Source organism: Pandoraea oxalativorans (genome assembly GCF_000972785.3).
Classification (GTDB): domain Bacteria; phylum Pseudomonadota; class Gammaproteobacteria; order Burkholderiales; family Burkholderiaceae; genus Pandoraea; species Pandoraea oxalativorans.
Genome location: NZ_CP011253.3, coordinates 5,593,934 through 5,616,495, shown reverse-complemented (window position 1 = coordinate 5,616,495; position 22,562 = coordinate 5,593,934). Strand labels below are relative to the sequence as shown.

Here is a 22,562-nt window from a genome sequence, read left to right as displayed (position 1 = left end):
GACGCTCGCGCATTCGATTGCGCACAACTGAATGACGCGCGCTTTTCCGCAAGGAAGCGCGCGTTTTGTTTCGACTACGCGTCTTTGAGGGCGTCGCGCAATTGCAGAAGCAGGTTACGCAGCGTCTTTTGCGCGGTGTCCGACTGCCCTGTCGCTGTCTGCACTTGCGCGGGCACCTGACGTGCCTCGCGACGCAGATTCGCGCCACGCGGCGTGAGATCGATGAACACCTGACGTTCGTCGACTTCGCCGCGACGACGCGTCAAAAGCCCCATGGTTTCCAGTCTTTTCAGCAAAGGTGTCAGCGTTCCGGAGTCGAGTCCCAGACGTGCACCCAACTGATTGACGGCGATGTCGTCCTGCTCCCAAAGCACGACCATCGCGAGGTATTGCGAGTAGGTCAGACCGAGTCTGTCGAGCATCGGTTTGTGTGCTTTGGTCATCGCCAGCGATGCGGAGTACAACGCGAAGCCCAATTGATCTTCCAGACGCACGGGCGTTTTTTGTGCGGCCTTTTTGCTCACTGCCATTCGGGTATGACGCTTCGGTTCCAATTCGATTGCGCGCCATTCTATTTCACCGCGTGGAATGTGACCAGCGCGAAGCGCGGTATGGCGATGAGCACGACGGCGTGTTTGGCACGGTCGAAACATCGACGCCGGAGTATCGCGCCTGTCGTGCCCGCTAATGGAGAGCGGCGACGACGGCGCGGTCCTGCTCCCGGTCGACAGGGCAGGGAAAAGCGCCGGGACCGAAGCCATCGCGGCATCCGTCTGCCTGGCGTCTGGCCGTGGACCACCCCCGGAAATCGGAATTCACCGAAGCCGAAGCGCAGGGAAGGGGGAAATCGACGGCGTCGCGTTGCGCTGCGCTGCGGATTTCCTCGACTCGGTTGAAAACGAGGCACGGAAAAATGCCTTACCTGATCAATCCTCAGTTTTTATTTAACCGGTAGAAGGCCTTCCGGAAAATCGACCTCCCCGGCATCCCTCTACATCAACGCCGTGCCAGAGGCGGGGACGGCAAACCGCACGCCCAAAATCGCTCCGAGGAGAAAGAAGCGGCGAATTTCGATTCGGAAAAATCCGCTTCGCCCCAGCGAGCCTCGCTGTAACGCATTCTCGACAAAACGCCCTCCAAAAATTACGTTATCTGAGCAACCCTCAGTTTTCGCGACGAAGATCCACCTCGGGCCGTGCGCTTTCAAAAAAAGGCGTCGATCGATACCATGAGGCCCAACTACGACAACAACTGTCTTCTATCCGTGCCAGCAGTGTCCGCCTGGGCCAAATCGCCTGTCGTTGTGTGGGTGCGGCGTCAGTTCGCACCGAACACCCTGCAAATCACGTTGCTGCTCGCCGGCATCGTCGGGCTGCTGGGGGCGCTGGCGACCGTGGCGTTTCGTGAAGCGCTCTCCGGTTTGCAATTTCTCCTGGCCGGTCATCGCAGCGGCATGGTCGAGCTGGCCCTGAACTTCGACTGGTGGCAGCGCCTGCTACTGCCCACCGCAGGCGGCCTGATCGCGGGACTCATCCTCCAGTACGCCACGCTCTGGGTGCCCAAGAAGGGCGCCGATGACTACATGGAAGCCATTGCCATCGGCACGGGCGTCCTGAGTCTGCGTCAGACGCTCGTCAAAAGTCTGTCCTCGCTATGCTCGGTGGCCTCAGGCGCGTCGATTGGCCGGGAAGGGCCGATGGTGCAACTCGCCGCGATGTTCGCGTCGCTGGTCGGCCGCATTCTCGCGTTCCCGCCCGAGCGGCTGCGCCTGCTGGTCGCGTGCGGTGCTACGGCCGGTATCACGTCCGCTTACAACGCCCCCATCGCGGGCGCACTGTTCATCTCGGAAATCGTCTACGGCTCGATCTCGACGGCCACACTCGGGCCGCTGGTCGTGGCATCGGTCATCGCCAATATCGTGATCCGCCAGTTCCTCGGCTACGACGCCGTCTATCAGATGCCGCGCTTCGACTTCGTCTCCGGCTGGGAGGTCTTTTTCTATGTCGGGCTCGGCGTACTGGCCGGAGTGCTCGCGCCGCTGTTCCTGCGCCTGCTCGACACCGCGAAGCAACGCTTTAGCGCCTTGCCCGTCCCGCTGTTCCTGCGTCTTGCGATTGGCGGGCTGATCGTGGGCGTGCTGTCGTTGCGAGTGCCGCAGGTCTGGGGGAATGGTTACAGCGTCGTGAACTCGATCCTGCACACGCACTGGGCGTGGCAGGCGCTCGCGATGGTGCTGGTCTTCAAGGTGCTCGCGACGGCTTCGTCCGCCGGTTCGGGCGCGGTGGGCGGGGTCTTCACGCCGACGCTCTTCGTGGGTGCTGCGCTCGGCAGCCTGTACGGGCTGGCGATGAACGCACTGGCCCCGTCGACAGCATCGGTCGCGAGCAGCTACGCTGTGGTCGGCATGGGGGCGTTTCTGGCAGCTACGACATACGCGCCGCTGATGTCGATTCTGATGATCTTCGAGATGACGCTGAGCTATCAGGTCGTTCTGCCACTCATGCTCGCCTGCGTCACGGCCTATCTGACGGCGCACACGCTGCGCGCCGAGTCGGTGTACGCCAAGTCGCTGCGGCGCAATCTGGTGGCAGGCCGCTGGCTCTCGATGACGGGCGAGGGCAGCGAGATGCGCCTGTCGTCGCTGGCGGTGGATAACGACGCGGTGGTGAGCGCCGCCGACAGTTCGGAGACCATCGGCGAGCGCTTCGTCGAGACCGGGTACCGCAACCTCGTCGTGCGCGCGGATGACGGTCGCCTGATCGGCACGCTCGACGCCGCAAGCTGGTGGCGTCGCCAGGCGACGGGCAAACCGGAACTGTGGACGCAAACCGTTACGCCATGCAAGGCGCTCGACGGCGATATGGCGCTGGTCAGCGCGCTTCGCTCGGTCGGCAAGATGCACGCCGACTGGGTGCCGGTGACGGGTGTCGACGGGAAGTGGCTGGGCGTGGTCTCGCTGCCCGGGCTGATTGAAATCGTGACCGAAGAGCGGGGTACGGAATGAATCGCCGCCCGGGCACTGGTCCGCTCGTTCCCGCGCAGCCGTCGACGACCGAAAACGGCACGCCATACTCGGAATTGTTCGATGACGTCTATCACCGCGCCGGCGGCGCGTTGGTTCAGCCGCGCCATGTGTTTCTGGTAGGCAACGGCCTGCCCGGGCGCTGGCGCGGCCGCGATCAGTTCGTCGTCGTCGAGACAGGCTTCGGTCTGGGCCTTAACTTTCTCGCGACGTGGGCGGCGTGGCGCGAAGACCTGCAACGTCCTGCGCGGCTGCACTTCGTCTCCATCGAGAAGTTTCCCTTCCGCCCGCTGGATTTGCGCCGCCTGCTCGAACCGATGCTCGTGCAGCCGGGCATGACCGAACTGGCGCCGCTGGTGCAGCGGCTATGCGACGTGTGGCCAGCCCCCGTGGCGGGTTGGCACCGGTTGGAACTGGCCCCCGGGGTCGTGCTGAGCGTGGGCTTCGGCGACGTCGTCGATCTGCTGCCGACGCTGCGCGTCGGGGCGGACGCGTTTTACCTCGACGGGTTCTCCCCGACGAAGAACCCCGATATGTGGACGGTGGCAGTCTTCAAGGCGCTCGGGCGTCTCGCGCGCGATGGCGCAACGCTTGCGACGTACACCGCTGAGGCGCAGGTCCGACATGACCTCGTCGCCACCGGGTTTCAGGTCGTACGGCATGACGGCGACGGGCCGAAGCGCTCGATGCTCGCGGGGCCCTACACACCGCCGTACCGCATGCGACGCTACGATCCGCCGCCGGTACCTTCGCCTCGCGCGCGCGAGGCCATCGTCGTCGGCGCAGGCATGGCGGGCGCGGCGATGGCGCGTCGGCTCGTCGCGCGCGGGTGGCGGGTGCGTCTTTTCGAACGGGCGCAGGCCCCGGGCACCGCCGCCTCGGGCAACCCGGCCGGCGTCTTCCATCCGCAATTGTCGGCCGACGACAACGTGCTCTCGCGACTGACGCGCGCCGGCTTTCTCTACGCACTCTCCCAATGGCGAACGCTGCCCGGCGGACTGCCCGGACACGCTGACGGTTTGCTTCAGGTCGCCACGTCCGACACGGAAGCAAAAGCCTTGCAGCACCTCATGGATGCGCAGGCGTATCCAGAGTCGTACGCGAAGTGGGTCGACGTTGGACAGGCTTCGGCGCTCGCCGGGCAGACGCTCGCATATGGCGGCGTCTGGTATCCGGAGGGCGGATGGCTTGCGCCATCGATGCTCTGCCGCGCCGAGCTGGTCGCTGCGGGGCCGTCGCTCGATGCGCGTTACGGGGTGAGCGTCGAGCGGCTCGAGCGCCGTGAGGACGGCCGCTGGACGGCACTGGACGACGCGGGCCGCGCGCTGGCCGAAGCGGATGTCGTCATCGTGACGGCGGCCGACGTCTCCCAGGAGCTGCTCTCGCCTTATCTCGGGCCCGAGTACCTCCCGGTACGGCGGGTGCGCGGGCAACTGACCTTTTTGCCGCCCGACGTCTTGCCTGGCCTGCGCGTGCCGGTGTGTGGAGACGGTTATGTCGCGCCGTCCCCCTTGGGCGGTGCCGGGCCCATCACGGGTGCGACCTACGGATTCGACGATCCGGTCGAGGACGTGCGTCTGGCCGACCATCAGGCGAACCTGCGACGCCTCGCTGCGCTGCTCCCGGCCCATGCCGAGTTGTTCGGGGACGAGGGCCTTGCCAATGCAAGCGCCGCCGCCGAGCTGGGCGGGCGCACTGCGTTTCGCGCGATGGTCCCCGATCGTCTTCCGATGGCGGGGCAGTTGCCGGATCTGAGCGCCATCGAGCCGCTACGGCGGCGTCTGACCGGCGGGCATCTGCGGGATCTGCCACGTCTGCACGGCCTATACGCGAGCTTCGCTTTTGGGTCGCGGGGGCTGGTATTCGCGTCGTTGTGCGCGGAGCTGGTCGCCAGCCAGATCGAGGGCGAGCCGTGGCCCATCGGCAGCGATCTCGCAGACGCTATCGATCCGGCGCGCTATCTGATACACGCACTGCGCAAAGCGTGATGGGCGAAACGGCAAAACCCAACGCTAGCCGTTATTCGCGCCCTTCGTCACTCTCGGATCTGCCACGTCATGGGCCGGTTCTCTGAAAATGCCGACACCCTCAATAAATCGAATCTGACCCTATAGGGGTTCAACGTCCGCCCCATGCGGGGGCGACGCGCCGCCGGCGCTTGCCCCCGTACTTTCCTGCCCCGGCACCGATCTGAAGCGTCCAAAGTGCGGTCCGCGTCCCTGAATGCCTTGCAGAAATCCGGCGACTGGCGGTGAAGTGCCCGGACACGCCCGAGCAGCGGGGCGGTGGCCGTCTAGACGACCGTTTGAAAGCCTCTGAAACCGTCTGTGGCAAAATGACCCCAACCCTTCGGGTCCGTCGCGCATTTGTCTTTTCATCTGCAACCCCGCGCGCGACTTTCTTTCCTTTTCACCATTTGATGCGCCGTCAAGCGGCGCAAAGCGAGCATTAATGACGTCGGAACTGTCCCTTTTCCCGGGCTGGCCGCCGGCGCCCGATCCCGTTTTCTTCGCAGGGCTGGCATTGGTCTTTGCCGGTCTCGCAGGGGAAATCTGTTTCCGGAGACTGCGCCTGCCGCGCATCACCGGTTACGCCGTGGTCGGGCTGGTCGGTGGCACCCTGGGTCTTTCCTCGATGCTGGACGCGCAGACCAGCGCGGCCATCCGGTTGCTGATCGACCTGGCGCTGGGCCTGCTGCTGTTCGAACTGGGTAGCCGCCTCAACCTGAAATGGATGCGGGCCAATCCCTGGATCATCGTCACCAGCGCGCTCGAAGCTTTGCTTACGTTCATCGCGGTCTACGTAGTGTTGCGCGTGTTCAGTGTCTCGCCACTCACGGCGGTCCTGATCGCGTCCATCAGCATGGCCACATCGCCAGCGCTGGTCATCCAGCTCAAGAACGAGTTGCGGGCCGAGGGGCAGGTCACGGAGCGTCTGCTGGCGCTGGCCGCCCTGAACAGCGTCTATGCGGTCGTAGCGGTCAAGCTCGTCTACGGGTGGATGCACCAGGCCTACCACTCCAGCTTCTGGGTGGTGCTGTTCCATCCGCTGTATCTGCTGATCGGCTCGATCGTGCTGGCGTTCGTGCTGGCCAAGGCCTGCAATCTGGTCTTCCGCAAGTTTGGCAGCCAGGACCATCACGCTTTCGTCATGCTGATCGGTCTGATCATGCTGATGGTCGCGCTGGTGCACATGCTCAAGCTGCCGAACTCGCTCACGCTGTTGCTCGCCGGGATCATTTTCCGGAATCTGGACGAGCGTCCACAGCTGTGGCCAGCCTATTTCGGCACCGCCGGGTGGCTGCTTGCCGTGGTGTTGTTCGTGCTGACGTCGCTGGCATTCCAGTGGGAATACCTCGTGCTTGGCGGACTCGCGGCGCTGGCAATCATCATCGTTCGCGGCGCCGCCAAGGTGGTCGGGACGGTGGCCGTCGCCCATCAGGCCGGGATCAGTTACAAGCAGGCCGTCGCGCTCGGGATGTCGTTGTGCCCGATGGCCAGTCTCGCGTTCGTACTCGTCGCCGACACATACGACATCTACCCGCAGTTCGACCCGATGCTCAAGGCCGTGGTGATGTGCACCATCGCATTGCTGCAACTGGCTGGCCCGCTGGTGGTCTATTGGGCGTTGGCCCTTGTCGGTGAACGGAAGGATTAAGCCATGTCATTAGAAGAATTCATTCCCTCGAAGCCTTGCACCTTCGGTGTGGAGCTGGAGATGCAGATCGTCAATCGTCACGATTACGATCTGACCAAGGCCGCGTCCGACGTGCTGCGGCTCGTCGCCAAGGAGACGCATCCGGGCGAGATCAAGCCGGAGATGACGGAAAGCATGATCGAGTTGTCGACCGACATCTGCCACCACCACAGCGATGCCGTCGCGCAGTTGCGTCGTGTGCGCGACGTGCTGGTGGCCGCCAGCGACCAGCTCAACGTCGGCCTGTGTGGCGGCGGCACACATGCCTTCCAGCGCTGGAGCGAGCGCACGATCTACGACTCGCCGCGCTTTCACTTCCTGTCCGAACTCTATGGTTATCTGGCCAAGCAGTTCACCGTTTTTGGTCAGCACGTCCACATCGGTTGCCCGGATCCGGACAGCGCGTTGTACCTCCTGCACGCCATGTCGCGTTACATCCCCCATTTCATCGCGCTGTCGGCCTCGTCGCCCTACGTGCAGGGGGTGGACACCGGTTTCCATTCGGCCCGTCTGAACTCGGTTTTCGCGTTCCCATTGTCGGGCCGTGCGCCGTTTGTCCTGAAGTGGTCCGACTTCGAGACCTACTTCGACAAGATGGTGAAGACGGGCGTGGTCGAGAGCATGAAGGACTTCTACTGGGATATCCGTCCCAAACCGGGTTTTGGGACGATCGAGGTCCGGGTGATGGATACCCCCTTGTCGGTAGACCGGGCGGCCGCTATCGCCTGTTACATTCAGTCTCTGGCCCATTATTTGCTCAATGAGCGTCCGTTCGAGCTCAGCGAGGACGATTACCTGGTCTACACGTTCAATCGCTTCGAGGCGTGCCGTTTCGGTCTGGAAGGCGCTTACGTGGATCCGCAGACGGGTGAACGCTCGATGCTGGGCGATCACATTGCAAAGACCCTGGAACTCATCAAACCTCACGCTGCGGCCCTAGAAGCCGAAGCGGCCTGCGAGGACATCCGTCAGCTCGTGTCCTCAGGAAAGAACGATGCGGTCTGGTTGCGTGAGATCCATGCAGACGCCAAGTCGCTTAACGAGATGGTTCGTCAGCAATGCCTTCGCTGGGCCGCATGACCTGAAACACTTGTTGCAAGTCCTGTCGGTTGTCTGACGACCGGTTTGACGAAACCCCGCCTCGGCGGGGTTTTTTCTTGCCCGACGGTTTGCCGTGGGGGTTTGAGTCTTGTTTAGAGGCAAACCTGTGTGCGAACACGCTTTGCAGGGGCTCACGTCCAAGGAATCACGCATCGCGGGCGCTGCGCTCCCCACTTTTTCCACTGTGTGGACCGACAGGCTTTTTCGCCGTTTTCGCGAGGCTCATAGCAAGGTTTTAAGGTTTTAATAGGTTTACTGTATGTATACATAGTAGTAGTTAACAAAGGCGACCCACTTCTGTGGATAACCACAGTAAACGTCGAGTAAACAGGACCTTGCCGGAATGAGAACTGGATGGACAAACAGCGGGTATCCAGAGAACAACCCGGAACAGTTTTCGACCCCTGTGGAAAGATTCGCGACTTATCCCGAACCCATGCACAACTAGTCCGATAACTTATCCATAAAGTTATCCACAGGCGCTAAAATTTTGTGCAAAGCACCTCGAAAAACACGGTTTTGTGGATAATTTTGACGTTCTCGCATTGGCCGACCGGTTCGCGGCTACAATCTCGCCACGCCGAATCCCGGACCTGCCGTACGTGGTGTAAGAAGTGAATGATGTTGGTTTTGATAGCCGTAACGAGCGACAGCCCCCTTTCGGCCAAATTTCTCATTTCGCGTGTTCCGCAGCACTCGCTTGCCGACACGCCGATCAGTTCTTTCCCTTTTTTTTCGCGCAGCACGACCCTCGGCCACTGACGATCGACGGTCGTGTTTCAAATCATTTGCGTTCTGTCCTAAACGCAAGGGAGGGCTGCGCGCGCGCGTCCTGACACGAGCAAGGCGGCGTTGTCTCGAATATCTAGTGATTTTGGGAGGGGACGTAACAGGGACGCTGCGCACGCGCCGCGCGTCGTTACGGTCTACGAGCCACGTCCGGAGAGGCTTTGCGAGCGAGGTGCGAATTGGTCTGGGGTACGACGTGCTTCGACACGCCGCCGCGCGTTACATCAATTCAGCGAGCGATGTAATTCGCATGGGATGCGAAACGTTTTTTCCGACGCGACGCTTCGCTCCACAAGTGCGCAGGACACCAATATTTTGTAAACATCGAGAGTAGGATTTGGGAGATCAGTACAAGAACTGATACGCCAAAATTAAACTCAGAACACACAATGGAATCGTGGTGGGGCGGCGGGTTCAACAGCGACTCGCCGTCGAGTATCGACACGGAAGTGGCTTAGGGTTTCCCCCGGGCGGGGCGCCGAAATATACGAAGCAATAGGCAGAGACGTGTGATGCACCGCCCGTGAGTTCATTTGACAAGCTGTTTTATCGACGTATAGTTTTTAGAAATCCTAACGAAAATCATGGCTACCCCGACCCCACTTGATGAACCGCTTTCCAAGCGCGTCACGGCAAGTTTGCTGCGCATGGGAACTGCGTTACGGAGCCACGCCTGGGAAGGCGCGGCACTGTCTGGATTGACGCCGACGCAGGGTGAGATTCTCACGCTCCTGCTCATGCGCGGCGTGCCGATGCGACTGGGCGAAATTGCGGAGGATGCCGCGCTCACATCGGCCACGGTCAGCGAGGCCGTGAGTACGCTTGAGAGCAAGGGCCTCGTCGAGAAGCGTCGCGACGCCAACGACGGTCGCGCGCTGGCTTTGCGCCTGACGGCCAAGGGCCGAACGTCTGCCAAACGGGCTTCGCAATGGGCGAGCTTCGTGACAACGGCTGCCGACGTGCTGAGCGAGAAGGACCGGGCACAGCTGTACCGCATGCTCGTCAAGCTCATGTCCACAATGGAGAGCCGCGGAGACATGCCGCAGCAACGCATGTGCCTGACGTGCGAGCACTTCGAAGCCGCACCGCGCGGCAAGGGCATGTACCACTGCAACTATTTCAATACGACGTACGATGATTCGCGTCTTGCGATCGACTGCAATGCGCACCAGGAAGCCGACCTGGCGACGCGCAACAAGGTCTGGAAGCTTTACAGCAAGAGCTGAACGCCGGACCGGCATTCGCTGCGCTCGGGCGAGATGCCCGAGCAGGGCGAATCAAGGGGGAGAACGTCATCCGCGACCGGGTGACGTTTTTTTTCGTCGGACGTTGTCACGCACATGAGCGCCGCGTGCCTGTACACTGCGCTTTTTTGCATCCACGAAACCTCATCGCATAGAGATGGCAGCCAAGCGCAGAATCGAAGTCAGGAAGTCGGGCGTCCACGGTAAGGGGGTGTATGCGGTCAAGCGCCTCAAGAAAGGGGATCGCGTGATCGAGTACAAGGGCGAGATCATTTCGTGGCGCGAGGCGTTGCGTCGCCATCCGCACGATCCGGATCATCCGACCCATACGTTCTACTTCAGCCTGGAAGACGGTCGCTGCATCGACGGCAAGGTCGACGGGAACAATGCTCGCTGGATCAACCACGCGTGCTCGCCGAACTGCGAAGCGCGCGAGGAAGGGGAGCACGTCTATATTTATGCGATGCGCGATATCGATGCGGGCGAAGAGCTTTTCTACGATTACGGTCTTGTGATCGACGCCCGCTATACCAAGAAACTCAAACGCGAATACGCTTGCCACTGCGGCAGCAAGGCCTGTCGCGGCACGCTGCTCGCGCCGAAGCGCTGAGCGCATGAAAGACGGGGAAGGTTAGCGCGATGCGCGGTCGCCGGCGAACTGGTCGATGGCCAGGGCCAGGTCGACGTCGCGTTGCGTCAGACCATCGGCGTCGTGCGTCGAGAGGGTGATGTCCACACGGTTGTAGACGTTGAACCACTCCGGGTGATGGTCCATCTTTTCCGCCTTGAGCGCGACTTGCGTCATGAAGCCGAAGGCTTCGTTGAAGTCGTGAAACGTGAAGCTGCGCTGGATGGCGTCGCGTCCGACCACCTGGTGCCACTCGGGCAGTACTTCGGCCAGGCTGGCGCGTGCCTCGGATGAGAGTCGTGTTGTCATGGCATTCCTTTCAAAACGTTTCTTGCAACCATGAACGGCCGGTTCGCCGGTTCATTCGGCCTATTGTTTCACAGGCGGGCGGCGCACGTGTGTAAGCGCTGTCTGATTGCGCTTGCGTCTGATAGCGCTTGAAGGGGGCTTGGGACGAAAGCGCCCGGGTCGCCCCGGGACGTGCCATCATGCCGGCAGCAGAATCTGTGTGTCTTCCGGGCGGCGTGCGTTGGCTTCGAACGACGGCTGTTCGGCAAACGCCTTGAACAGCGCCGGGAGGTCGGCGCGCATGGCGTCGAACAACTGGGCGAAGTCGTCGATGACGAAGTACGTCTGTTGAAACGTATCGATGCGGTATTGCGTGCGCAGGACGCGCTCAAGCGAAAAGCCGATACGATTCGGCTCGCGCGAGGTCAGCGAGAAATCCGTTTCACCACGGCTCGATACGATGCCTGCGCCGTAGATCCGCAGACCGTCGCCGTCACGCATCAAACCGAATTCAACCGTGTACCAGTACAGACGTGCCAGCAGCGGCAGCGCGCCGAGCGATTGCGCGACCGTGCCCGCTTTCCCGTAGGCCTGCATGAAGTCGGCGAACACGGGATTGGCGAGCAGCGGCACGTGACCGAACACGTCGTGAAAGCAATCGGGTTCCTGAAGGTAGTCGAGCTGGTCCGGACGGCGCATCCACCAGGTTGCCGGGAAGCGGCGATTGGCGAGATGGTCGAAGAAGACTTCGTCCGGCACGAGTCCGGGCACCGCCACGACCTGCCAGCCGGTGGCTGCCATCAGCTTTTCGTTCAGACGTTCGAACTCCGGCACGCGACGTGCGTCCATGTCGAGAGCACGAATGCCCTCCATGAAGGCATCGCAGACTCGACCGGGCAACATCGCCGTCTGACGTTCGTACAACTGCTGCCACACCGCGTGATCGACCGCGCCGTATTGCTCGACGGGTTGATCGATGGTGAAGTCGGAGCGGGTCGTGAGACCTGCGTCGAATTGCTCCTGGAGCATGGCAGTAAGGGACATGATGCGAACGACTCAATTAAGCGGTGACAATGATTGAAAGTGTATTGCGCATGGCATGCGAAATGGGCGCATAATGCGCCTGTGGTGAAAGTCGTTTGCATAAATTTCGCATAAAAATGTGATTTATTGCGGAGAATCGTCATGCTTGATCTGGATAGCTTCGATTTGGCCCTTTTGGACGCCTTGCAGAAGGAAGGCCGGGCCACCCATCACCAGTTGGCAGAGCATGTGGCGTTGTCGGCGTCGCAGATCGGTCGACGCCTGCAACGGCTCGAAGCCGCGGGCGTGATCGAGGGGTATCGCGTGGTATTGCGCCCCGAGGCGTTAGGCCTGGCGGTGACCGCGTTCACGACCCTGCGCCTGCAACATCACGGCGATCAGGTCATCGAACGGTTTCAGGCGGAGATCGATTTGCTGCCCGAAGTGCTGGAGTGCCACGCCGTGGTGGGCGAGGCCGATTACCTGCTGAGGATCGTGGTGCCGGATCTGAACGCCTTGTCGGCGTTCGTGATGAAGCGGCTGATGCAGGTGCCGGGCGTGGAGAACGTGCGCTCGAACATCGTGCTGAGCGCGTTCAAGCGCAGCAACGCGTTGCCACTGAGCTATCTGTCGAACAACCGTCCGGCGTCACGCTGATCGCTGATCGCTGATCGCTGATCGCTGATCGATGTCGTGACGATGGCGACGCTGCGCGGCACCGGCCGCCGCGTTGCCCCGGGACGGGGTTCAATCCTCCGGCATCAGCCACGGCTTCACGTAGCGTCCGTAGATCAACGACTGGATAAGCGCGACGGTGGAGCCGATCAACACTTCGATCACGCGCAGCATGGCGAGGCTGAGCTCTTCGTGCAGCCCTTGCCCCTGTCCGCTAAGCGCCGCCGACATCAGAATCACGACCGTGGCCGGTCCCAGACGCCAGTTCGCCGGATAGTTCTGCACCAGCATGGCCGCGAGCGTCGCAATCGTAATGCCCACGAGCATCGCCGCCAGACCCGGTCCCATCACCAGCAGCACGATACATGCCACGACCGCCCCGGTGATCGTGTTGATCGAGCGCGCCTTGAAGTTGCTGCGGGCTTGCAACGGATCGGGCTCGGTCACGATGATGAGCGAGATCATCGCCCAGTACGGTTCGGGAAATCCTGCGGCGCGCAGACCGAACCAGACGATCAGCGACCCGGTAAGAATCTTGACGAGATAGACCAGCGCGTTCTTCTTCGGGTGCAGAAAGGCGATGGACATTGGCGGTGCGAGCGATGAATGCGGGAAGCGCCAGTGTGACATAGGCCGCTTTCCTGTTTGCCCATTCGCAAGACATTCACAAGATTTTCGAAGCGCATTCCGAGCGACTGCCCGGACGATTCCGACCCGTCCGTGGATCCCATCCCAAATATCGTTTTCCGTCCAAGTTCTGTTGGGAAACGGTTCGATATGCCAAAGACTGCGGGTTAGAATCGCCTCACCAGAACCCGGGAGGAGTCCGGCATGCATAGCCGAACGCAACGCGTCTGGCCGACCGCGCCGTTGGCGTGGGCGGCGCTGAGTCTTGCAATGATCATGGCGTCGCCAGTACAGGCCGCTCGCGTCGTAAGCGTCAGCCCACAGGGCGAGGTCGCGAGCGTGAATCAGGTCGTCGTGAAGTTCGACGAAGCGATGGTGCCCGCAGGCGATCCTCGGGCGACGGCGCCCGCTGCCGTGCGGTGTACGGATGCGTCGCTGACCGGTGACGGTCACTGGCTCGAACCCAAGATCTGGGTCTTTGACTTCAAGAGCGACTTGCCGCCGGGCGCGAAGTGTTCCGTCGAGATGCGCAGCGGCCTGTCCGCCGTCTCCGGCACGGCGCTCTCCGGCACCACGAAATACGCATTCAACACGGGCGGTCCGGCCGTCTCGTCCATCCGTCCGTCGTACGGTCCTGTCGACGAAAACCAGATTTTCATTCTTACGCTCAACGGAGCGGCAACGCCTGCCAGCGTGCGCCAGAACGCCTGGTGCGAAACCGAAGGCGTGGGCGAGCGTATCGGCGTGAAATGGATCGAGGGCGACACGCGCACGGCGTTGCTCAAGCGTTTCAATCTCGACAAGCAGGCGGCGCGTGTCGTCATGTTGCAGTGCAATCGCACGCTTGCGGCCGGTACGAAGATGCATCTGGTCTGGGGGGCGGGGATCGCCACGCCGTCCGGGGTGCCGACCAAACAGGCGCGCCGTTTCGAATACGACGTGCGTGAGCCGTTCACGGCGAGCTTCAGTTGCGAGCGCGAGAATGCCAATGCGCCGTGCACGCCGCTGCGTCCGCTGCGTCTGACGTTCAACTCCCCCGTAGCGCGAGACATGGCCGCGAAGATTCGCGTGCAGGGGGCGGGGGCCGAGCGCTCGCCGAAGGCCAGCGATTCGGACCGCTCGTCGAGCGTGACGGACGTCACCTTCGATGCGCCGTTCCCGGAGAAGGCCGACCTGACCATCACTCTGCCAAAAGGCTTTACGGACGACAGCGGTCGTGCGCTCGATAACGCCAGCGAATTCCCGTTGAAGACGAAGACGGCAACGATGCCGCCGCTGGCCAAGTTTGCTGCGGCACCTTTCGGCATCGTGGAGCGGTTCGCCGAGCCGGGCATGCCGCCGATGTTGCCGGTCACGTTGCGCAAGGTCGAACCGGCGCTGCAAATCAACGGTCTCGGCGTGGCGGGCGTAGCGGGCGAAGCGGCGAAGGCAGGAGGCGCCGGTGAAGCGGGGCGGACGTTGCAATTGCGTGTCGACGATGACGCCGAGGTGCTGACCTGGACGTCGCGCGTGCGTCGCTTCGACGAGACGACGATGACGCGCAAGCAGATCGCCCAGGAAATGCCGTCGATCCTGACGGCGCCGGCGGCGAAGGAAGCGTTCGGACCCAACGCGGCGGCCACCGTCGAAGAGAAGGTCACGCGATACGACACTCGCAGTCTGTCCCTGCTCTCGGGGCTGCAAGGGGTTCAGGCGCTGACGCTGCCCGTGCCGAAGGAGAAGGACCCCAGGCCGTTCGAAGTGGTCGGTATTCCGTTCCAGAAGCCCGGTTTCTATGTCGTGGAACTGGCGTCCCCCTCGCTCGGGGCGGCGCTGTTGGGCAAGTCGTTGCCGATGTACGTGCGCACCACGGTGCTGGTGACCAATCTGGGCGTGCACTTCAAGATGGGCCGCGAGAATGCCGTCGCATGGGTCACCACGCTCGACAAGGGGCAGCCGGTGGCCAACGCGAAAGTGCGCGTGCTCGACTGTGACGGCAGCGAAGTCGCGACGGCCGTCACCGACAAGACGGGCGTGGCGAAGATCGACAAGGCGCTCGAACGTTACAAGTACTGCCAGAAGACCGGTCGCTCGGGCTACTTCGTGGTGGCACGCACGCAGGGCAACGATCCCGATATGGCGTTCGTGTCGTCCGATTGGGATCGTGGCATCGAACCGTGGCGTTTTCACGTGCCGACCGACGGCGGCAACAGCCCGACCGTGCGCGCGCAGACGGTGTTCGATCGCATGCTGTTCCGTGTGGGCGAGACAGTGTCGATGAAGCACTTCATCCGTCAGGAGACGATGCAGGGGCTGGGATTACCGGCGAGCCTGCCCTCGCAAATGACGATCACGCACGAGGGTTCCGGACAGACATACACGCAGCCCCTTACCTGGCGTAACGGACGCCTGGCCGAGAACACTTTCCAGATTCCGCAGGGCGCGAAGCTGGGCGAATACGCGGTCACGCTGAACTACACGGACAACGATTCGCGGCCGAAGACCTATCCGCAGTCGCTCGACGCCGGGCACTTCCGCGTGGAGGCCTTCCGCCTGCCGGTGCTGGCAGGATCGATTGGCGTACGCGACGCAGCGAAGTCGCCGCTGATCAACAAGACCGAAGCGCCGGTGAATGTGCAGGTGAACTACGTCGCGGGGGGACCGGCGGGCAATTTGCCGGTGCGCGTGTCGGCATTGATGCGCGTGCGCGATCTCACGTTCGACGGATACGACGACTACAGCTTCACGCCCTATCGTCCGCCGGCTGCCCAATCGGGCGGTGACGATGACGATCAGGGCAACGACGAAAGTTCGGGATCGAGCGACCAGAAGCTGGTGGCCGACAAGCAACGGCTCGTGCTCGACCGCAACGGGGCGGGCACGCTGACGCTCAAGGACCTGCCGAAGGTCGACCGGCCGAGCAATCTGGTGCTCGAAGCGAGCTTTGCCGATCCGAACGGCGAGATTCAGACGCTTCGTGGCAATGCCACCTTGTGGCCGGCCAATCTGATCACCGGCGTGCGCAGCGAAAGCTGGGTGTCGGTGACCAACAAGCTGCCGGTCAGGGCGCTGGCGCTGGATTTGCAGGGCAAGCCGAAGTCCGGCGTGGCGATGGAGGTGCGCGCGGAGGCACGTATCACCACGAGCAGCCGTAAGCGGATGGTGGGGGGCTTCTATGCCTACGACAACCGCACCGAGGTCAAGGATCTCGGCAAGGTGTGCAGCGGCAAGACGGATGAGCGTGGCGAGTTGGCGTGCGACGTGTCGCTCGCCCAGCCGGGCGAAATCACGCTGGTTGCGCAGGCGAAGGACGACAAGGGCAACCTGAGCACCTCGACGACCGGCGTGTGGGTCACTGGCAGGGGCGAAGTCTGGTTCGGCGGCGACAACACGGACCGTATGGACGTGCTGCCGGAGCGTCGCGCTTACGAGCCCGGCGAGACGGCCAAGTTGCAGGTGCGCATGCCGTTCCGCTCGGCAACGGCGCTGGTGGCCATCGAACGCGAAGGTGTGATGGAGACGCGCACGGTGGAGATTTCGGGCAAGGACCCGAACATCTCTCTGAAGGTCGACCCGACATGGGGGCCGAACGTCTATGTCTCGGTGCTCGCGGTACGCGGTCGCATCCACGAAGTGCCCTGGTACTCCTTCTTCCAGTGGGGGTGGAAACAGCCTCTGGAGTGGTTCCGCGCGTTCTGGTACGAGGGGCGCGAATATCAGGCGCCGACCGGTCTGGTCGATCTGGGCAAGCCCGCATACCGGTTCGGTCTGACCGAGCTGCGTGTGGGGACGGCGGGCCAGCGCCTTGCCGTGGAAGTGAAGCCGGATGCTGCGACCTATCCCGTGCGCGGTCACGCGAAGGTCCGCATCAAGGTCACGCAGCCGGACGGGAAGCCGGTCGCAGCAGGGTCGGAGGTCGCGGTCGCTGCGGTGGACGAAGCCCTGCTCGAACTCGCGCCCAACACGAGCTGGAATCTGCTCGACGCCATGTGGCAGCGCCGCAGCTATACCGTCACGACGGCGACGGCGCAAATGGAGATCATTGGGCGTCGTCACTACGGGCGCAAGGCGGTGCCTGCGGGCGGCGGCGGGGGCAAAAGCCCGACCCGCGAGCTGTTTGACACGCTGTTGCTGTGGCAGCCGCGCGTGGTGCTCGACGACAAGGGCGAGGCGACGGTGGACGTGCCGCTCAACGACTCGCTGTCGAGTTTCCGGATCGTGGCGGTGGCGGATGACGGTAAGCCCGGCGCGCAGGCACTTGGCTGGTTCGGCACCGGCTCGGCGACGATCCGCTCGACACAGGACCTGCAACTGATTTCGGGATTGCCGGCGCTGGTTCGCGAAGGCGACAACTACCGTGCGCAGTTCACCGTGCGTAATACGACGCAGCACGCCATGCAGGTGCAACTGAGCGCGCGTGCCACGCAACTCACGCTCGCACCGCAACGCATCGACGTGCCGGCCGGGGAATCGCGCGAGGTGACGTGGGAGGTCACTGCGCCGACGGGGCTGGCCGACACGCGTGCGCAGCGGGTGCTGTGGGAGGTCAGCGCGCAGGCGCCGGCAGCAGGCGGTGCACCGGCCGCCAGCGACGCCATCAAGGTCGGGCAGGACATTCAGCCGTCTTTGCCAGCGACGGTGCAGCAGTCGGTGCTTACGCAGGTCGAAGGCAGCCTCACGTTGCCGATGGCGCCGCCCGCAGGGGCGGTGGGGGACAGCACGGGCAAGCTGCGGGGCGGGGTGCGCGTCAACATGCAGCCACGTCTGTCGCAGGGGCTGCCGGGTGTCAAGCGCTGGTTCGAGCTGTATCCGTATGCGTGTCTGGAGCAGCAGGCGTCTAAGGCGCTCGGCTTGCGCGACGTTGCGCAGTGGAAGCGCGTGATGGGCACATTGCCGTCGTACCTCGACGAAGATGGCCTCGCGAGCTACTTCCCGCCGCAGGAGGGCTTCGCCAATCAGGGCAGCGATACGCTGACGGCCTATCTGCTCGCCATGAGCAACGAGGCGAAAGCGCTGGACCCCGCTTACGGTTTGCCTGACGACGCGCTTGCGCGCATGGAGGACGGACTGACGGCGTTCGTGGAAGGCCGCCTCACGCGACGTTTCTGGGCCCCGCGCGACGATCTGACGCTGCGCAAGCTCAGTGCGATCGAAGCGCTCTCGCGCTACGGTCGCGCCAACGCCCGCATGCTCGGTTCGTTGACGATTGCGCCCAACGACTGGCCGACGTCGGCCGTGATCGACTGGTACGCGATCCTGCAACGTCTGCCCGATGCGCCGCAACGGGCCGAGCGCATGGCGCAGGCCGAGCAGATTCTGCGCTCGCGCCTGTCGTATCAGGGCACGCGGGTGGGCTTCTCGACGCAAGGCACCGACGGCCTTTGGTGGCTCATGGTCGGTCCGGAGACCAACGCGGCGCGGCTGGCGTTGCTGATGAACGCGAACCCGGCATGGAAGGACGACATGCCGCGTCTCGTGATCGGGTTGCTGGGCCTCCAGTCGCGCGGTGCATGGTCGACGACGACGGCCAACGTCTGGGGCGGACTGGCGGTGGACCGTTTCTCGGCGCGCTTCGAACGCGATACGCCGACCGGACAGACCACGCTCCAGTGGCAGCGCGACAACCAGACGAGCGGCGGCGTGCAGAGCGTCGACTGGGACAAGCTCAAGGCAGGCACGTTGCCGCCGACCGTGTCGCTGCCGTGGCTGAGCAATGCGGCCGCCGGTACCGACAACGCGCGCGATGTGTTGCGACTTGACCAATCCGGTGCGGGCAAGCCGTGGGCGACGATTCAGAGCGTCGCGGCAGTCCCGCTCAAAGCGCCGTTTGCGGCAGGCTATCGCGTCACGCGCAGCGTTCAGGTTCAGGATGCGGCGGACAAATCCGGCGACAGCTTCGTGCGGGGTGCCGTGTTGCGCGTACGACTCGATATCGATGCGCAGGCCGACATGCGTTGGGTGGTCGTGAGCGATCCGCTGCCGGGCGGCGCGACTGTGCTGGGTGGCGGGCTTGGACGCGACTCGGTCATTGCGACGCAAGGCGAGAAGAGCGAAGGCGCGATGCCTGCGTTCGAAGAGCGCGCGCAGGACGCCTATCGCGCGTACTACGACTATCTGCCGAAGGGGCAGCATCGCATCGAGTACACCGTGCGTCTGAACAACGTCGGCAAGTTCGCCACGCCGCCCACGCGCGTCGAAGCGATGTACGAGCCCGCGATGTATGGCGAGACGCCGAACGCCCCGGTGCAAGTCGTGCCGGCCAAGCAATAACGCACGGGAGACCGATTGCAATGACGTCGAACAGCTTTGCGCCTGCGTCGGCGCTGCCGCGCGAGGCCCGCCGCTTCTGGTGGCTCGCGGTTGTGGCTGGGGTCGCTTATGCCGTCTCGTTGCGGGGCGCGCCGTATGCGGATCAGGCCATCGCCAAGGTGTTCCTGTGTGCGCTGCTGTTGTTTGCCGCGCTGTATCACCGGGCGCCGGGCGAGCGGGTCTGGCTCTGTGCGGCGCTCATCTTCTCCGGGGCGGGCGACGTGCTGCTCGCGCTCCCGACGCTCGCTCAGGGCTTCGTGTTCGGACTGGGGGCGTTTCTGGTGGCCCACCTCGCGTACTTCATGCTGTTCTGGCGCGTGCGTCGTCCGTGGGCACAGGTGCCGCGCTGGCATCGCGTCGCCATCGTTCTGGTGTGGCTTGCGGAGGCGCTTCTGTACGCCCTCTACTGGCCGGGCATGGGGGCGTTAAAGGCGCCGGTCGCGTGCTACGTCGTCGTGCTCGCCATGATGGCCTCGGCGGCGCTGCTGGCCGACGTCCGGGGCGAATGGGCGCCGGTCGGTGCGCTGCTCTTCACCGTATCGGATGCGCTTATCGGTACCACCCGCTTTGTCGGCTCGGTGCCCGTGCAGGAGTACGCGATCTGGATTCTGTATGCGCTCGCGCAGTTGCTGCTCGTGGCGGGCATCATGGCGATCCGCACGCCCGGGCAGGCGCCGTCGCCGTCGAATGAGAAAGGATGAAACCAATGTGCGCAGTGCCTGATGGCCGTCGTGGCGGCCGTCATGGTGTCCGTCGTGGAGGCGTTGGGCGTCGCGTCGTGCTGAGTCTCGCATTGGCGCTCGGGTTGCTTCAGGCGCCGGTCGTCGCACACGCGGTGCCTTCGTTCGACGAGGTGCGTCAGGATTGGCGTGCGTCCGACTGGATTCTGCTGGATCGTCGCGGCGAGCCGTTGCAGCGCCTGCGCGCCGACATGCAGGCGCAACGCGGCGACTGGGTGACGCTGGCTGATGTGTCGCCTGCATTCCGTGAGGCGCTGATCGTCTCGGAAGACAAGCGCTTCTACGAGCACAGCGGGGTCGACTGGCGGGGCGTTGCCGCCGCCGCGTGGGGCAATCTCTGGCATTCGCGTACGCGTGGCGCATCCACACTCACGATGCAGCTGGCGGGCTTGCTCGACGACGATCTGCGCCCCAATGCGCGCAATCGCTCGGTGACGCAGAAGATCGGGCAGGCAGCGACGGCGCTCTGGCTGGAGCAGCGCTGGCGCAAGGATCAGATTCTCGAAGCGTATCTGAATCTCGTGCCCTTTCGCGGCGAACTCGTTGGCATCTCGGCCGTCTCGCAAACGCTGTTCGGCAAGCTTCCGATCGGCCTCGACGCGCGTGAGGCGGCGATCGCCGTCGCGTTGCTGCGTGCCCCCAATGCGCCTGCCGCGCGCGTCTCCCAGCGCGCCTGCGGCATTCTGAAGGACATGGGACAAGGGGCCGATTGCAGCGGGTTGGACGGTTATACGCAGCTAGTGTTTTCGCGTCCCGCGAGCGTGATGACGACGCGCGACGCCGTGAGTCTTGCACCGCATTTCGCGCGTCGCGTGTTCAGCGAAAGCCGTCCGCCAGCGGGCACGCGCATCACCAGCACGCTGGACGCGAATCTGCAGCGCATGGCGGTGAATACGCTAGGGCAGACGCTGCGTGAGTTGAGCACGCCGGGACGTGCGCGCAACGTGCAGGACGGCGCGATTGTCGTGATCGACAACGCGAGCGGCGACATCCTTGCCTGGGTCGGATCGTCAGGCCCGCTGTCGTCGGCGGCGCAGGTGGATGGCGTGACGTCGCTGCGTCAGGCAGGCTCCACGCTCAAGCCGTTTCTCTACGCGCAGGCGATTGCCGAGCAGCGCCTGACGGCGGCGTCGCTGCTCGACGATTCGCCCATCGATCTGCCCACGGGCGGCGGTCTGTACATTCCGCAGAACTACGATCGTCACTTCAAGGGATGGGTCAGTGCGCGCACCGCGCTCGGCTCGTCGCTCAACGTGCCCGCCGTTCGCACGCTCGTGATGGTCACACCGCGCCGGTTTGCGCAGACGCTCGTCTCGCTGGGTTTGCCGCTCACGCAAAGTGGTGATTACTACGGCTTCAGCCTGGCGCTCGGCAGCGCCGACGTGACGTTGCTCTCGCTCACGAACGCGTATCGCGCGCTGGCGAACGGCGGTACGGCGAGTGACATTCGCGAGCGCATGCCGGAGCGTGTCGCATCGACGTCGCGAGTACGAACGGACGATAAACCGGCGGGCAAGAAGGTTCGTGACGACAACCGCACGCATACGGCGCAAGGCACCGCGGTCTTCTCGCCGCAAGTGAGCTTCATTGCGTCCGACATGATCGCGGATCGACAGGCGAGAACGCGCACGTTCGGTCTCGACAGTCCGCTCTCGACACGCTACTGGACCGCCGTGAAGACGGGCACCAGCAAGGACATGCGCGACAACTGGGCGGTCGGGTATTCGCGTCGCTATACCGTGGGTGTCTGGGTCGGCAATGCGGACGGCGCGCCGATGTGGGACGTCTCCGGTGTCTCCGGCGCCGCCCCGATCTGGCATCGCGTGATGGACTATCTGCATCGTCGAACCGCAAGCCTGCCGCCTGTGCCGCCACCCGGCTTGGAGCATGTCGCAGTGCAGTATGCGGAGCACGTCGAACCCGCACGCGAGGAGTGGTTTTTGCCCGGCACGTCGCAAAGCACGATGGCCTTGTCGGCACTCGCCACGAAGGCCCCGAGCGGCCCGCTCTGGCGCATTGCCGGACCGACGGACGGCACCATCGTCGCACTCGACCCCGATATCCCGCCCGCCAACCAGCGACTGTGGTTTCAGGTGCCTGCTGCGTGGCCTAAAGGCGCGGCGTGGCGACTCGACGGAAAGCCGCTTTCGGGCACCTCGCGCGTGGGGTGGCTGCCGTGGCCGGGGCGTCACACGCTTGAGCTGGTCGATGCAAGCGGAACGGTGCGCGACAGCGTTCGCTTCGAGGTACGCGGTGCGACCGTCAACGACGGCAAACGCATGCGCAATGCGAGCCGCTGAGCGCATGTGCGCGATGAAGCTTCGCCATCGCGACGGTCCGACGCGTTGCGTCGACACGAAATGTCACGATTAAATTTTGATGAGGCAGACGCGTTCACGCGATGCGCGCTACACTGAAATCAGACTTGGCAAAGCGTGACG

Annotated in this window: 14 protein-coding genes; 10 read left to right on the top strand and 4 right to left on the bottom strand. The window is 63.6% G+C overall.

Annotation, left to right across the window (positions count from 1 at the left end):
• Positions 1–74: 74 nt before the first annotated feature.
• Positions 75–530 (bottom strand): MarR family winged helix-turn-helix transcriptional regulator, encoded by a 456-nt coding sequence (locus MB84_RS24780; protein WP_046290251.1) that lies wholly within the window; start codon positions 528–530, stop codon positions 75–77.
• 698 nt (positions 531–1,228) lie between these two features.
• Here MB84_RS24780 and MB84_RS24770 point away from each other — a divergent pair.
• The 6 genes from MB84_RS24770 to MB84_RS24745 all read left to right on the top strand — a co-directional run bounded on the left by MB84_RS24770 (position 1,229) and on the right by MB84_RS24745 (position 10,462).
• Positions 1,229–3,004 (top strand): ClcB-like voltage-gated chloride channel protein, encoded by a 1,776-nt coding sequence (locus MB84_RS24770; RefSeq protein WP_342672624.1) that lies wholly within the window; start codon positions 1,229–1,231, stop codon positions 3,002–3,004.
• A complete protein-coding gene (gene mnmC, locus MB84_RS24765; protein WP_046290249.1) occupies positions 3,001–5,010 on the top strand; it encodes a bifunctional tRNA (5-methylaminomethyl-2-thiouridine)(34)-methyltransferase MnmC2/FAD-dependent 5-carboxymethylaminomethyl-2-thiouridine(34) oxidoreductase MnmC1 in 2,010 nt (669 codons plus the stop codon). The genes MB84_RS24770 and mnmC overlap by 4 nt, the downstream gene beginning before the upstream one ends.
• A 463-nt stretch (positions 5,011–5,473) precedes the next feature.
• Positions 5,474–6,679, top strand: a complete 1,206-nt coding sequence (locus MB84_RS24760; protein ID WP_046290248.1) for a cation:proton antiporter — start codon at positions 5,474–5,476, stop codon at positions 6,677–6,679.
• Positions 6,680–6,682: 3 nt separating this feature from the next.
• Positions 6,683–7,798 carry a YbdK family carboxylate-amine ligase gene (locus tag MB84_RS24755; protein ID WP_046290247.1) on the top strand — a complete coding sequence of 372 codons (1,116 nt, stop codon included), beginning with the start codon at positions 6,683–6,685 and terminating at the stop codon, positions 7,796–7,798.
• A gap of 1,394 nt (positions 7,799–9,192) precedes the next feature.
• Entirely contained in the window at positions 9,193–9,834 is a 642-nt protein-coding gene (locus tag MB84_RS24750) for a MarR family winged helix-turn-helix transcriptional regulator (protein ID WP_039394218.1), read from the top strand.
• Between the two features lie 175 nt (positions 9,835–10,009).
• Positions 10,010–10,462 (top strand): SET domain-containing protein, encoded by a 453-nt coding sequence (locus MB84_RS24745; protein WP_046290246.1) that lies wholly within the window; start codon positions 10,010–10,012, stop codon positions 10,460–10,462.
• 21 nt (positions 10,463–10,483) lie between these two features.
• On the opposite strand, the gene MB84_RS24740 is transcribed toward MB84_RS24745, so the two are convergent.
• Both MB84_RS24740 and phhA read right to left on the bottom strand, forming a co-directional pair.
• Positions 10,484–10,789, bottom strand: a complete 306-nt coding sequence (locus MB84_RS24740) for a 4a-hydroxytetrahydrobiopterin dehydratase (protein WP_039394212.1) — start codon at positions 10,787–10,789, stop codon at positions 10,484–10,486.
• A gap of 177 nt (positions 10,790–10,966) precedes the next feature.
• On the bottom strand, positions 10,967–11,812 hold the full coding sequence (phhA, locus tag MB84_RS24735; protein ID WP_046290245.1) for a phenylalanine 4-monooxygenase: 846 nt from the start codon (positions 11,810–11,812) through the stop codon (positions 10,967–10,969).
• Positions 11,813–11,953: 141 nt separating this feature from the next.
• Between phhA and MB84_RS24730 the strand changes: the two genes are divergently transcribed.
• A complete protein-coding gene (locus MB84_RS24730) occupies positions 11,954–12,448 on the top strand; it encodes an Lrp/AsnC family transcriptional regulator (RefSeq protein ID WP_039394205.1) in 495 nt (164 codons plus the stop codon).
• A gap of 90 nt (positions 12,449–12,538) precedes the next feature.
• Here the strand turns inward: MB84_RS24730 and MB84_RS24725 are convergent, their stop codons facing one another.
• Complete coding sequence (locus tag MB84_RS24725) at positions 12,539–13,054, bottom strand: FUSC family protein (RefSeq protein ID WP_046290244.1); 516 nt, start codon at positions 13,052–13,054, stop codon at positions 12,539–12,541.
• A 243-nt stretch (positions 13,055–13,297) separates the two neighbouring features.
• Here MB84_RS24725 and MB84_RS24720 point away from each other — a divergent pair, with 243 nt between their 5' ends.
• From MB84_RS24720 to pbpC, 3 genes are read left to right on the top strand one after another with little or no spacing between them, the layout of a single operon-like run.
• Complete coding sequence (locus tag MB84_RS24720; RefSeq protein WP_046290243.1) at positions 13,298–19,342, top strand: Ig-like domain-containing alpha-2-macroglobulin family protein; 6,045 nt, start codon at positions 13,298–13,300, stop codon at positions 19,340–19,342.
• Between the two features lie 20 nt (positions 19,343–19,362).
• On the top strand, positions 19,363–20,082 hold the full coding sequence (locus MB84_RS24715) for a lysoplasmalogenase (RefSeq protein ID WP_046290242.1): 720 nt from the start codon (positions 19,363–19,365) through the stop codon (positions 20,080–20,082).
• Positions 20,079–22,421, top strand: coding sequence for a penicillin-binding protein 1C (gene pbpC / locus MB84_RS24710; protein ID WP_425415879.1), 2,343 nt, complete (start codon positions 20,079–20,081; stop codon positions 22,419–22,421). Before MB84_RS24715 ends, pbpC begins: the two co-directional genes overlap by 4 nt.
• Positions 22,422–22,562: the final 141 nt, after the last annotated feature.